Below are 12,371 nucleotides of genomic sequence, written 5' to 3' on the forward strand. Positions count from 1 at the left end.
TGATCTTAGGCGCCCCGTTAAACCACGCTGGCCGAACGCAGGCTTTGGAGCGTGGGTAAACCGGCAGGACGCCGGTTTAGCCGCGATGGGCCAAGGATGGCCCATGGCGGCGGCCCACGGTCCAAAGCCTGCGTGAGGGCACACCGAGCCTAGGCGAGGTGCCGAGTGGTGGGGCAAGAGCGTTTTGGTTACTTTTGCGCTCTTTCAAAAGTGACCCGCTGTAAGAGCGGAACCAATAGAGGCCATGACCCAAATAACGGATATGTACCCAGCGCCCCCGCGACAACCAAAGCATTCAACCCATAAAAAGATGTGTAGATACCTATGCTGCGATGGCCGTACATCAGTCGATGATTTATTGACTGACACACCGTCATCGCAGACAAGCCAGCTCTCACATTTGTTTGGACTACAGCCCACCTGCCACCAAATTAGCAAGCAAGCTAATAATTCCATTTGACATTCGCTGCCTAAGCAGTAACATCTTGTCATACATTCACTGCCTAGGCAGTAATAAGGTGACTTTCGATGACCCACTTCACCCCTGACAGCTTTCGCAACTGCCACCTCGGCCTGTTGCTGGGCCGGGCGGCGCTGCTCAAAGACCGTATTATCGACACCCACATGGAACCCCACGGCGTAACAGCCGCGCAGTTCAAAGTGTTGATCATCATTGCCCAGTTTGACGTCGACACGCCGGCTGAGCTGTGCCGCAACCTGTCGCTGGACAGCGGCTCCATGACCCGCATGCTCGACCGCCTGGAGCAAAAGGGCCTGCTGGCGCGCAAGCGTTCCGAGCAGGATCGGCGCCAAGTGCAGTTGGTACTCACCGAAGACGGCCAACGCTTGGCAGACATGCTGCCGCACATCGGTGCGCAGTCGATGAACGAACTGGCCCGCGCCCTGAAGCCCGGCGAGTTGCACACCCTGGAAAAAATCCTCACGAAAATTCTGGTAGCTGCCGGTGACGCCATCGTCATCCAGCGGGTAGGTAATCAATGAATACACGCGCACTAAGCCTGGTGCTGGTGGCGATGAGTATTGCCGGTTGTGCCAACTTCAGCGGCCTCGACACCCAAGGCCAACGCCTCGACGCTAACACGCTGCAAGCCGGTAAATCCCTCAGTGGCGTGACGTTGTCCAACGCCGCCTGGCCCGCTGCGGATTGGTGGAAAAGCCTCGGCGACGCACAGCTCGACGGCTTGATTCACGAAGCCCTGCAAAACAGCCCCGACATGCAAGTCGCCAGCGCCCGTGCCCACCAGGCGCAAGCGGCTGCCTATGCCGCCGACGCTGCGCGCATGCCGACTGTGGATGCCAGCGCCGGTGTGAGCCGCTCGCGCTTGGCTAAAGACCAGGACCCGCGGGGGCAAGGCGATGCCTACGCCACCGTGCGTAACATCGGCGCCAGCTTCAACTACAACTTCGACCTCTGGGGCGGCCAACGCGCCGCCTGGGAAGCGGCCTTAGGTCAGGCGCGTGCCGCCGAAGTCGATCAGCAAGCCGCGCGCCTGACCCTGGCCGCCAACGTGGCCAAGGCCTACAGCGACTTGGGCCAGGCCCATATCGTGCGGGACCTGGCCACCGACGACCTCAAGCGTACCCGCCAGATGCTCGAGTTGAGCAAGCGTCGCCTGAGTTCCGGCATCGACAGCCATTACCAGTACCAGCAGACCGAGAGCCTGGAAGCCAGCTCTGAGTCGCAACTGATCGATGCGGAAAAACAGCTGCAAAGCGCCAAGATCGCCCTTGCGGTATTGCTCGGCAAAGGCCCCGACCGTGGCAATGAGCTGAACCGCCCGAACGTGTTGAAACCCAGCGCCGTCGCCGTGCCTTCAGTACTGCCGGCTGAGTTGCTGGGCCGTCGTCCGGACCTGATCGCCGCGCGCTGGCGCGTCGAGGCGGCGAGCAAGAACGTCGCCGCGAGCAAAACCCGCTTTTACCCCAACCTCAACCTGAGCGCGAGCGCCGGGGCCGAATCGTTGTTGGGCGACGCGATGTTTGGCTCGGCCAGCCGCTTCTTCAGCATTGCGCCGACGATCTCGTTGCCGATCTTCGACGGTGGCCGCTTACGCGCCGACCTCGATGCCCGCGACGCCGATTACGACCTGGCTGTGGCCCAGTACAACAAAACCCTGGTGCAAGCCTTGGGTGATATCGGCAATACGCTCTCGCAGTTGCGCGATACCGGTCGGCAGATCCAGGCCCAGCAGCACGCCGCGGACATTGCTCAGCAGTCTTACGACACCGGGGTTCAGCGCTATAGCTCAGGCATCGGCAATTACCTGGATGTGCTCAGCATCGAACAGCAATTGCTGCAAGCCCAGCGTCAGCTGGCGACCCTGAATGCGGCGCAGATCGATCTGTCGATTCAATTGATGCAAGCCCTGGGTGGCGGGTTCAACGCCGATCACGTGGTCGTAACCACCCCAGCTACTCGCACGGAATAATTTGAGGTAATTGTCATGGCCACTGCCGAAAACACCCAAGCAAACGAACAACCCAAAGACAACAACCCGCGCAAACGCAAAGTGATGCTGATCGGCCTGGCGCTGATCGTCATTCTCGGCGTCGTCGGCGTGTGGGCCTGGTATGAGCTTTACGGGCGCTTCAACGAAAGCACCGACGATGCCTACGTGAACGGCAACGTGGTGGAAATCACCCCGCTGGTCACCGGTACCGTGGTCAGCATCGGCGCCGACGATGGCGATTTAGTGCACGAAGGCCAGGTGCTGATCAACTTCGACCCGAATGACGCCGCGGTCGGCCTGCAAAGTGCCCAGGCCAACCTGGCGCGCACCGTGCGTCAGGTGCGCGGCTTGTACAGCAACGTCGATGGCATGAAAGCCCAGGTCAATGCACAGAAGGCCGATGTGCAAACGGCCCAGGACAACTTTAACCGACGTAAAACCTTGGCCCAGGGCGGGGCGATCTCCCAGGAAGAACTGTCCCACGCCCGCGACAGCCTAACCGCCGCCAAGAACGCGCTGACCAACCTTGAGCAGCAACTGAAAACCACCAATGCCCTGGTGGATGATACGGTGATCAGCTCCCATCCGGATGTGCAGGCCGCCGCCGCACAGCTACGCCAGGCTTACCTGGCCAATGCGCGCAGCACCCTGATCGCACCCGTTACCGGTTACGTGGCCAAGCGCACCGTGCAACTGGGCCAGCGCGTGCAGCCGGGCACCGCGTTGATGGCGGTGATCCCGCTGGACCAGCTGTGGATCGACGCCAACTTCAAGGAAACCCAACTGCGCGATATGCGTATTGGTCAGCCGGTAGACATCGAGTCGGACATCTACGGCAGTGACGTGAAGTTCAGCGGCACCGTCGACAGCCTGGGCGCCGGTACCGGCAGCGCGTTTGCCTTGCTGCCGGCGCAAAACGCCACCGGTAACTGGATCAAGATTGTGCAACGGGTGCCTGTGCGTATCCATATCAACGCCGACGAACTGGCCAAGCACCCGCTGCGCGTGGGCTTGAGCACCGTCGTCAGTGTGGACCTGCACGACAAGAGCGGCCCGGTGCTGGCGCAACAGGCGCCGCAAAAGGCCTCGTTCACCACCAACGTGTATGACAGCCAACTGGCCGAAGCCGATGCCATGATCACCCAGTTGATCCATGACAACAGCCTCGCCGCACCTAAGGCTGTGCAACGCTGATGAGCAATAACGCCTCGTTCACGCCACCCAGCCTGTTGATGGCCACTATTGGCCTGTCGCTGGCGACCTTTATGCAGGTGCTCGACACCACCATCGCCAACGTGGCGTTGCCGACTATTTCCGGCAACCTTGGGGTGAGTTCGGAGCAGGGCACCTGGGTGATCACCTCGTTTGCGGTGAGCAACGCCATTGCCCTTCCACTCACCGGCTGGCTGAGCCGGCGCTTTGGCGAGGTGAAGCTGTTTTTGTGGGCGACCATTCTGTTTGTGCTGGCGTCGTTCCTCTGCGGTATTTCCACGTCGATGCCCGAGCTGATCGGCTTTCGGGTGTTGCAAGGCTTGGTCGCCGGGCCGTTGTACCCGATGACCCAGACGTTGCTGATCGCGGTCTACCCGCCAGCCAGGCGCGGCATGGCCCTGGCGTTACTGGCGATGGTCACGGTGGTGGCACCGATTGCCGGCCCGATCCTCGGCGGCTGGATCACCGACAGCTACAGCTGGCCGTGGATCTTCTTTATCAACGTGCCCATCGGCATCTTTGCGGTGATGGTGGTGCGTTCGCAGTTGAAGAAACGCCCGGTGGTCACCAGCTACCAGCCGATGGATTACGTCGGGCTGTTGAGTCTGATCGTCGGTGTCGGCGCCTTGCAGATCATCCTCGACAAGGGCAACGACCTGGATTGGTTTGAATCCAACTTCATCATCATGGGTGCAGTGATCTCGGCCGTCGCCTTGGCGGTGTTCATCATTTGGGAGCTGACCGACAAGCACCCGGTGGTCAACCTGCGCTTGTTTGCCTACCGCAACTTCCGCATCGGCACCATTGTGTTGGTGCTGGGGTATGCCGGGTTCTTCGGTATCAACCTGATCCTGCCGCAATGGTTGCAAACCCAGATGGGCTACACCGCTACCTGGGCCGGTCTGGCGGTGGCGCCGATCGGCATTCTGCCGGTGCTGATGTCGCCGTTTGTGGGCAAATACGCGCACAAGTTCGACCTGCGCTTGCTGGCGGGCCTGGCGTTCCTGGCGATTGGCTTGAGCTGTTTCATGCGCGCCGGCTTCACCAATGAGGTGGATTTCACCCACATCGCCTTGGTGCAGTTGTTCATGGGCATCGGCGTGGCACTGTTCTTCATGCCGACCTTGAGCATCTTGATGTCCGATTTGCCGCCGGCACAAATTGCCGATGGCGCGGGCCTTGCGACCTTCCTGCGGACCTTGGGCGGCAGTTTTGCGGCGTCGTTGACCACCTGGATCTGGATTCGCCGCGCGGACCAGCACCATGCGTACATGAGCGAGAACATGACCACCTATGACTCGGCGACCCGCGATGCTTTGCAGGCGCTCGGTGGGGCAGGGCACAAGGCCTATGCGCAGTTGGACCAGGTCCTCACCAGCCAGGCGTACATGATGTCCACCGTGGATTACTTCACGTTGCTGGGGTGGATGTTCATGGGCTTGATCGTGATTGTGTGGCTGGCCAAGCCGCCGTTTGCGGCGAAGGCCGGGCCGGAGGCTTCCGGCCACTAACGGGTGTACTCAATCAATGTGGGAGCTGGCTTGCCTGCGATAGCATCACCTCGGCGTATCTGATGTACCGAGTTGTCTGCATCGCAGGCAAGCCAGCTCCCACATTTGATTGGGGTTGTGCTTGAGTTATGCGCCGGGCAACGCCAGCTGCGGGTTGACGAAGTCAAACGCCGCCAACTGAAACCCTTGCTCATCTACCTGCAACGCCCAGCCTTGTTTGTCCCAATCCCCCAGCACGATGCGCTTGGCCGCCTGGTCACCAATCTGCAGCTTATGAATGGCGGGGCGGTGCGTATGGCCGTGGACCACTGTGCGCACGCCAAACTGTTGCATCACCCGCGGCACTTCCTCGGGCGTCACATCCACAATGTCGTTGGCTTTCATGCGTACCTGCGCGCTGCTTTCACTGCGCAGCTTACGCGCCAGCCTGTGGCGGGTGCGCAAGGGCAAATGCCGCAGGATAAACAGCACAATCGGGTTACGCAGGATGCGTCGCAGTTTCATATAGCCGACGTCGCGGGTGCAGAGGCTGTCGCCGTGCATCAACAGCACAGGCTCGCCATAAAACTGCACGACACTCGGGTCCTTGAGCAAGGTGGCACCTGCAGCTTTGCAGAAGGCCTTACCGATCAGGAAGTCGCGGTTGCCGTGCATGATGAAAATGGGGGTGCCGCTGTCGCTCAGTTCACGCAGTGCCGCGCAAATCGAACGCTGGAACGGTGTCATACCATCGTCGCCAATCCAGGCTTCAAAAAAGTCCCCCAGAATGTACAACGCCTGGGCGCCACGGGCGCGGCCGTGGAGCAAATTCAGAAACGCCCGGGTTATATCCGGGCGCGTATCGATCAGATGCAAATCTGAAATCAGCAATATCACCCAACGATCTCGGCTTTCTCGACGATAACGTCTTCTACCGGAACGTCCTGGTGACCGGCTTTACCGGTGGTCTGCACGCCTTTGATCTTGTCAACGACGTCCTGGCCTTCGGTGACTTTACCGAACACGGCATAGCCCCAACCCTGCACGTTCTTGCCGCTGTGGTTGAGGAAGGCGTTGTCGGCCACGTTGATGAAGAACTGTGCGGAGGCCGAATGCGGCTCCATGGTACGGGCCATGGCGACGGTGTACTTGTCGTTGGAAAGGCCGTTGTCCGCTTCGTTCTGAATGCTTGGACGCTTGTCTTTCTTTTCTTTCATGCCAGGCTCGAAACCGCCGCCCTGGACCATGAAGTTGCCGATGACACGGTGGAAAACGGTGTTTTCGTAGTGGCCAGCATTCACGTATTCGATGAAGTTGGCGACGGTAATCGGCGCTTTCTCGGCGTTCAGCTCGATGACGATGTCACCGTGGTTGGTGGTCAGTTTGACTTGAGTCATGTTCACTACTCTTTTCAGGGAATTCGTGGGTTTGGACGCCAGGGCGCCGCTACCGGTTTGGCTGAATGTGTGCCACGGCGCGCAGTTTAGCGTGACCGGCAGGAATTTCGAGGTGGTTTTTTACCGCCCTCGTCATTAAAGCAGTAATTAAAGCAGCAGTTTTTGGTCGTGGCCTGTCAGTGTCTTGACTGCTTCGGCTATTATGAGCCCTTTGTTTTATCTGGCCCCACCCGGCCACGAACCTGTCTGTTCAAGGATCCTATGAGCAAGCCCACTGTCGACCCTACCTCGAATTCCAAGGCCGGACCTGCCGTCCCGGTCAATTTCCTGCGCCCGATCATCCAGGCGGACCTGGATTCGGGCAAGCACACGCAGATCGTCACCCGCTTCCCGCCAGAGCCTAACGGCTACCTGCACATCGGTCACGCCAAGTCGATCTGTGTGAACTTCGGCCTGGCCCAAGAGTTCGGTGGCGTCACGCACCTGCGTTTCGACGACACCAACCCGGCCAAGGAAGACCAGGAATACATCGACGCCATCGAAAGCGACATCAAGTGGCTGGGCTTTGAATGGTCCGGTGAAGTGCGCTATGCCTCCAAGTATTTCGACCAGTTGTTCGACTGGGCTGTCGAGCTGATCAAAGCCGGCAAGGCTTACGTCGACGACCTGACCCCGGAGCAAACCAAGGAATACCGTGGCAACCTGACCGAGCCTGGCAAGAACAGCCCGTTCCGCGACCGTTCGGTCGAAGAGAACCTCGACTGGTTCGCCCGCATGCGCGCCGGTGAGTTCCCGGACGGTGCGCGTGTACTGCGCGCCAAGATCGACATGGCCTCGCCGAACATGAACCTGCGCGACCCGATCATGTACCGCATCCGCCATGCTCACCACCACCAGACCGGTGACAAGTGGTGCATCTACCCGAACTACGACTTCACCCACGGTCAGTCGGACGCCATCGAAGGCATCACCCACTCGATCTGCACCCTGGAGTTCGAAAGCCATCGCCCGCTGTACGAATGGTTCCTCGACAGCCTGCCGGTACCGGCGCACCCGCGTCAGTACGAGTTCAGCCGCCTGAACCTGAACTACACCATCACCAGCAAGCGCAAGCTCAAGCAATTGGTCGATGAAAAGCACGTGCATGGCTGGGACGACCCACGCATGTCGACGCTGTCGGGCTTCCGCCGCCGTGGCTACACCCCGGCGTCGATCCGTAACTTCTGCGACATGGTCGGCACCAACCGTTCCGACGGCGTGGTCGATTTCGGCATGCTCGAGTTCAGCATCCGCCAGGACCTCGACGCGAACGCCCCACGCGCCATGTGCGTGCTGCGCCCGTTGAAGGTTGTGATCACCAATTATCCGCAAGACAAGGTCGACAACCTTGAACTGCCGCGTCATCCGCAGAACGAAGCGCTGGGCGTGCGCAAGCTGCCGTTTGCGCGTGAAATCTACATCGACCGCGATGACTTCATGGAAGAGCCGCCAAAAGGCTACAAGCGCCTGGAGCCGAACGGCGAAGTGCGCCTGCGCGGCAGCTACGTGATCCGTGCCGATGAAGCAATCAAGGACGCCGATGGCAATATCGTCGAACTGCGCTGCTCGTACGACCCGGACACCCTGGGCAAGAACCCTGAAGGCCGCAAGGTCAAAGGCGTGGTCCACTGGGTGCCGGCCGCTGCCAGCATCGAGTGCGAAGTGCGCCTGTACGATCGTCTGTTCCGCTCGCCGAACCCTGAAAAGGCTGAAGACAGCGCCAGCTTCCTCGACAACATCAACCCTGACTCCCTGCAAGTACTCACTGGTTGTCGTGCCGAGCCATCGCTTGGCGACGCACAGCCGGAAGACCGTTTCCAGTTCGAGCGCGAAGGTTACTTCTGCGCGGATATCAAGGACTCCAAACCTGGTCATCCGGTCTTCAACCGTACCGTGACCTTGCGTGATTCGTGGGGCCAGTGATTCTCTAAGGAAGCCGTTGTGCTAACGATCTACAACACACTCAGCAAGACCAAAGAAGTCTTCAAGCCGCTGGATGGCAACAAGGTGCGCATGTACGTGTGCGGCATGACCGTGTACGACTACTGCCACATCGGCCACGGCCGCAGCATGGTTGCCTTCGACCTGGTGACCCGCTGGTTGCGTTTCAGCGGCTATGACTTGACCTATGTGCGCAACATCACCGACATCGAAGACAAGATCATCAATCGGGCGCGCGAGAACGGCGAACCGTTCGATGTGCTGACCGAGCGCATGATCACCGCGATGCACGAGGATGAAGCGCGTCTGAACATCCTCAAACCGGACATGGAGCCGCGCGCCACGGATCACATTCCGGGCATGCTGAGCATGATCCAGACCCTGATCGACAAGGGTTACGCCTACGCCCCAGGCAATGGCGACGTGTACTACCGCGTCGCCAAGTTCATGGGCTACGGCAAGTTGTCGCGCAAGAAAATCGAAGACCTGCGCATCGGCGCACGCATCGAAGTCGACGAAGCCAAGCAAGACCCGCTCGACTTCGTGCTGTGGAAAGGCACCAAGCCCGGCGAGCCAAGCTGGGAGTCGCCATGGGGCGCCGGCCGGCCGGGCTGGCACATCGAATGCTCGGTGATGTCCACCTGCTGCCTGGGCGAGACCTTCGACATTCATGGCGGCGGCAGCGACCTCGAGTTCCCGCACCACGAAAACGAAATCGCCCAAAGTGAAGCCGCCACCGGCAAGACCTACGCCAACGCCTGGATGCACTGCGGCATGATCCGCATCAATGGCGAGAAGATGTCCAAGTCCTTGAACAACTTCTTCACCATTCGCGACGTGCTGGAAAAGTACCATCCGGAGGTTGTGCGTTATTTGCTGGTGTCCAGCCACTACCGCAGCGCCATCAACTATTCGGAAGACAACCTCAAGGACGCCAAAGGCGCCCTGGAGCGTTTCTACCACGCGTTGAAAGGCCTGCCAGCCGTGGCGCCGGCCGGCGGCGAAGCGTTCGTGGCACGCTTTACCGAGGTCATGAACGACGACTTCGGCACACCGGAAGCCTGCGCAGTGCTGTTTGAGATGGTGCGTGAGATCAACCGCTTGCGTGAGACTGATCTCGACGCAGCGGCCGGGCTTGCTGCGCGCTTGAAAGAGCTGGCCAGCGTGCTCGGTGTTCTGCAGATGGAAGCCGATGACTTCCTGCAAGCCGGCGCTGAAGGGCGTGTGGATGCGGCTGAAGTTGATGCGCTGATTCAGGCGCGCTTGGCTGCTCGGGCTAACAAAGACTGGGCGGAGTCCGACCGTATCCGCGACCAACTGACCGCGATGGGCGTGGTGTTGGAAGACGGGAAGGGTGGGACGACGTGGCGCTTGGCTGATCAGGCTTGATCGGTAAACGCTGAATGAAAAACGCCCCGACTGGTTCGGGGCGTTTTTTTGCATATTGCTAAGTTTTTCGAATTAAACCTCTATTCGTGTCCAAGACCTGCATAGTCAGAGCGGAGGTCTCACCGAACACGGCTCTGAAATTTTTCCGGCTTGGTATTGGCAGTCTTCTATCAACGTCCCGTCTCGGCCTGTCCGCCGCTATGAAGATTGCATCACTTGATACCGACTTTGAACAAAACCATTGTCCGACTCATGCGTGCCGATATGGCGAAGCTCAAGTTCTCGACCGACCTGGCTGAAGAGTGGGATCCCTTGCCCGAGTAAAACCGGGATACGCGTGATGATCAGCTCATTGACCAGGCCCGCTTCAAGAAACGCCTGGATCGTCTGCCCTCCGTCGATATAGAGGTGCTTCATACCGCGCTCGGCTAACGTTGCCAAGAGTGAGGTGACGTCTCCTGCCATGACCTCGACCTTGCTCTCCAGATGCGCAGGGATCTGCAGAGGCTGATGGGAGAGCGCAATGACTGGCGTGCCCTCGTAGGGCCACTCGGGGAAGGAAAAGACTTTCTCCAGGGTTTTGCGACCCATTACCAGTGCATCGACCGTGGCGATGAAGCGTTCATAGGTCACGCCGTTCAACTCGGCGGTTTCGTACTCTGGTCGGTGCAACCACTCGATATCACCGTCCGGGCGGGCAATAAAGCCGTCGATGCTGGTTGCGATAAAAACGGAACATTGGATATCCATGGCGGAAACTCCTTTTAGTGCGCGTGGACGCTAATATTAATTTAACCCTCGCGTGCAACAACCGGGCGTCTAGACGCAGTCCTGATGCCCCTTTCCTGTCGTGCGAGGATGTATGCGAAGTTGGTTGATCCGTTACCGTTACGCAATCATTTTCTGGGTGTGCTTTGGCGTTTTCCGTACGTCCCTGGCCGACTGGAATCCGATCCCCTCCGGCTCCATGCGCCCGACCTTGCTGGAGGGTGATGTGGTGTTGGTCAATCGCGTGGCGTATGACCTCAAAGTGCCGCTCACCGATATTTCCCTGGCCAAGCTCGATAACCCCCAACGTGGCGATGTGGTGACGTTCTCGTCGCCCAAGGACGGCATGCGCCTGATCAAGCGCATCGTCGGCATACCCGGTGACACCCTGGAAATGAAAGACGAGGTGTTGTGGGTCAACGGCGTGCTGGCTACCTACAGTGACGCGCAGGACATCAGCGAGCCCATCGTTCCCGGCCATACGGTACCCGGAATCAAGCTGGTCGAACGGGCGGCCAACTGTCAGCGCACGGTGCAGTTCATGCCGACGGTGCGGGCAATGCGCAATTTCGGCCCGGTGGTGGTGCCGGCCGACAGTTACTTCATGCTGGGGGACAACCGTGATAACAGCGATGACTCACGGTATATCGGCGTTGTGCCGCGTCGGCTGTTGATCGGGCGCGCGCACCATGTGCTGGCATCGGCGCAGATCCTGGATCACTGGATGCCACGCCTGAACAGGTTTGGCGCGCCGATCCTGTAAGGACAAGCCCCATTACCCCTATAGGAGCTGGCAAGCCGGCTCCTACAGTTGGGTGTGTTACGAGGGCCCCGGAATTCAGACACTTACTTTTGGGTTAGCCCATTACCTTTTAGGGGTGTAGGTTTTACTCATCGCATACGTCGTAGGACATATCTGAAAGTTGCCATTTGTTTTGACGTCCTCCGCAGCCTGGCTTTAGATGGTCGACACGACCAAACCCACGATGAAACCAGCGGTGATTCAAATGGATTGTATCTTCTGCAGCATTGTTCAAAAGACCTCCCCAGCGCACATTCTGTGGGAAGACGACCAGCATATGGCGTTTCTTTCGATCTTTCCCAATACACCGGGTTTTAGCGTGGTAATCCCCAAGCAGCACTACGGCAGCTATGCGTTTGCGCAGTCGGATGAGGTGTTGGCCGGGCTTGCCGTTGCAGCGAAGAAAACCGCGCTTCAGATCGACCGTGCGTTTCCCGATGTGGCCCGAACGGGGATGATGCTGGAAGGGTATGGGGTGGATCATTTGCATGCGAAGTTGTTTCCCATGCATGGGACGGGCTCGGACAGTACCTTCAAGCCGTTGAGCTCGAAGGTGGATAAGTTCTTCGAGGCGTATGAGGGCTATATCTCGTCCCACGATCATGTGCGGGCGGATGATGCTGAGTTGGCAGAGCTGGCGGCCAGAATCCGATCCTTCGCCTAGCGCAAAATCAATGTGGGAGATTCTATGGTTGAGGGGAAGCCTCCAAAACCGCTTTTGACTGGTATTCGCTTTGATTTTTCATGAGTGAAAACGCAATACGTGCCAGCTTGCGGGCGATGATGACCAGGGCCTGAGTCGTTTTCAGGCCCCTGGCCAGGTAACCTTCATACAGCGGCTTCCAAGCTTTTGACCTGATGC

Annotated in this window: 11 protein-coding genes and 1 pseudogene; 8 read left to right on the forward strand and 4 right to left on the reverse strand. The window is 59.1% G+C overall.

Going from position 1 to position 12,371, the window contains the following annotated elements; translation table 11 throughout:
- Positions 1-528 precede the first annotated feature (528 nt).
- The 4 genes from E0F99_RS25325 to E0F99_RS25340 are packed head-to-tail and all read left to right on the forward strand — an operon-like array spanning position 529 to position 5,194.
- Positions 529-1,002, forward strand: a complete 474-nt coding sequence (locus tag E0F99_RS25325) for a MarR family winged helix-turn-helix transcriptional regulator (RefSeq protein WP_083357930.1) — start codon at positions 529-531, stop codon at positions 1,000-1,002.
- Positions 999-2,450 carry an efflux transporter outer membrane subunit gene (locus E0F99_RS25330; protein WP_083357931.1) on the forward strand — a complete coding sequence of 484 codons (1,452 nt, stop codon included), beginning with the start codon at positions 999-1,001 and terminating at the stop codon, positions 2,448-2,450. The genes E0F99_RS25325 and E0F99_RS25330 overlap by 4 nt, the downstream gene beginning before the upstream one ends.
- A gap of 15 nt (positions 2,451-2,465) precedes the next feature.
- A complete protein-coding gene (locus E0F99_RS25335; protein ID WP_083357932.1) occupies positions 2,466-3,665 on the forward strand; it encodes an HlyD/EmrA/EmrK family protein in 1,200 nt (399 codons plus the stop codon).
- Positions 3,665-5,194, forward strand: coding sequence for a DHA2 family efflux MFS transporter permease subunit (locus tag E0F99_RS25340; protein ID WP_083357933.1), 1,530 nt, complete (start codon positions 3,665-3,667; stop codon positions 5,192-5,194). The genes E0F99_RS25335 and E0F99_RS25340 overlap by 1 nt, the downstream gene beginning before the upstream one ends.
- Before the next feature lie 126 nt (positions 5,195-5,320).
- On the opposite strand, the gene lpxH is transcribed toward E0F99_RS25340, so the two are convergent.
- A complete protein-coding gene (gene lpxH, locus E0F99_RS25345; protein WP_083357934.1) occupies positions 5,321-6,070 on the reverse strand; it encodes a UDP-2,3-diacylglucosamine diphosphatase in 750 nt (249 codons plus the stop codon).
- Positions 6,067-6,570 (reverse strand): peptidylprolyl isomerase, encoded by a 504-nt coding sequence (locus E0F99_RS25350; protein WP_016977438.1) that lies wholly within the window; start codon positions 6,568-6,570, stop codon positions 6,067-6,069. The genes lpxH and E0F99_RS25350 overlap by 4 nt, the downstream gene beginning before the upstream one ends.
- A 261-nt stretch (positions 6,571-6,831) precedes the next feature.
- Here E0F99_RS25350 and E0F99_RS25355 point away from each other — a divergent pair, with 261 nt between their 5' ends.
- Together E0F99_RS25355 and cysS are read left to right on the forward strand one after the other, a co-directional pair.
- Positions 6,832-8,532 (forward strand): glutamine--tRNA ligase/YqeY domain fusion protein, encoded by a 1,701-nt coding sequence (locus E0F99_RS25355; protein WP_083357935.1) that lies wholly within the window; start codon positions 6,832-6,834, stop codon positions 8,530-8,532.
- An 18-nt stretch (positions 8,533-8,550) separates the two neighbouring features.
- Positions 8,551-9,939 carry a cysteine--tRNA ligase gene (gene cysS, locus E0F99_RS25360; RefSeq protein WP_083357936.1) on the forward strand — a complete coding sequence of 463 codons (1,389 nt, stop codon included), beginning with the start codon at positions 8,551-8,553 and terminating at the stop codon, positions 9,937-9,939.
- A gap of 198 nt (positions 9,940-10,137) precedes the next feature.
- Here the strand turns inward: cysS and E0F99_RS25365 are convergent, their stop codons facing one another.
- On the reverse strand, positions 10,138-10,689 hold the full coding sequence (locus tag E0F99_RS25365) for a dihydrofolate reductase family protein (RefSeq protein WP_130908989.1): 552 nt from the start codon (positions 10,687-10,689) through the stop codon (positions 10,138-10,140).
- 112 nt (positions 10,690-10,801) lie between these two features.
- On the opposite strand from E0F99_RS25365, the gene lepB reads away from it, so the two are divergent.
- Entirely contained in the window at positions 10,802-11,470 is a 669-nt protein-coding gene (gene lepB, locus E0F99_RS25370; protein WP_083357938.1) for a signal peptidase I, read from the forward strand.
- Positions 11,471-11,714: 244 nt separating this feature from the next.
- Positions 11,715-12,173: an HIT family protein gene (locus tag E0F99_RS25375; RefSeq protein ID WP_083360410.1), complete on the forward strand. Its 459-nt coding sequence runs from the start codon at positions 11,715-11,717 to the stop codon at positions 12,171-12,173.
- Between the two features lie 22 nt (positions 12,174-12,195).
- Here E0F99_RS25375 and E0F99_RS30655 read toward each other — a convergent pair.
- Positions 12,196-12,371: pseudogene (locus E0F99_RS30655) on the reverse strand (IS110 family transposase); the annotation flags it as partial.

Origin of the sequence: Pseudomonas antarctica (assembly GCF_900624995.1) — a bacterium.
Classification (GTDB): Bacteria; Pseudomonadota; Gammaproteobacteria; order Pseudomonadales; family Pseudomonadaceae; genus Aquipseudomonas; species Aquipseudomonas antarctica.

Excerpts from the sequence above, each read along its gene's own strand:
- E0F99_RS25325 (WP_083357930.1), top strand. The coding sequence starts at position 529 with ATGACCCACTTCACCCCTGACAGCTTTCGCAACTGCCACCTCGGCCTG.
- E0F99_RS25330 (WP_083357931.1), top strand. The coding sequence starts at position 999 with ATGAATACACGCGCACTAAGCCTGGTGCTGGTGGCGATGAGTATTGCC.
- E0F99_RS25335 (WP_083357932.1), top strand. The coding sequence starts at position 2,466 with ATGGCCACTGCCGAAAACACCCAAGCAAACGAACAACCCAAAGACAAC.
- E0F99_RS25340 (WP_083357933.1), top strand. The coding sequence starts at position 3,665 with ATGAGCAATAACGCCTCGTTCACGCCACCCAGCCTGTTGATGGCCACT.
- E0F99_RS25350 (WP_016977438.1), bottom strand. The coding sequence starts at position 6,570 with ATGACTCAAGTCAAACTGACCACCAACCACGGTGACATCGTCATCGAG.
- E0F99_RS25355 (WP_083357935.1), top strand. The coding sequence starts at position 6,832 with ATGAGCAAGCCCACTGTCGACCCTACCTCGAATTCCAAGGCCGGACCT.
- E0F99_RS25365 (WP_130908989.1), bottom strand. The coding sequence starts at position 10,689 with ATGGATATCCAATGTTCCGTTTTTATCGCAACCAGCATCGACGGCTTT.
- lepB (WP_083357938.1), top strand. The coding sequence starts at position 10,802 with ATGCGAAGTTGGTTGATCCGTTACCGTTACGCAATCATTTTCTGGGTG.
- E0F99_RS25375 (WP_083360410.1), top strand. The coding sequence starts at position 11,715 with ATGGATTGTATCTTCTGCAGCATTGTTCAAAAGACCTCCCCAGCGCAC.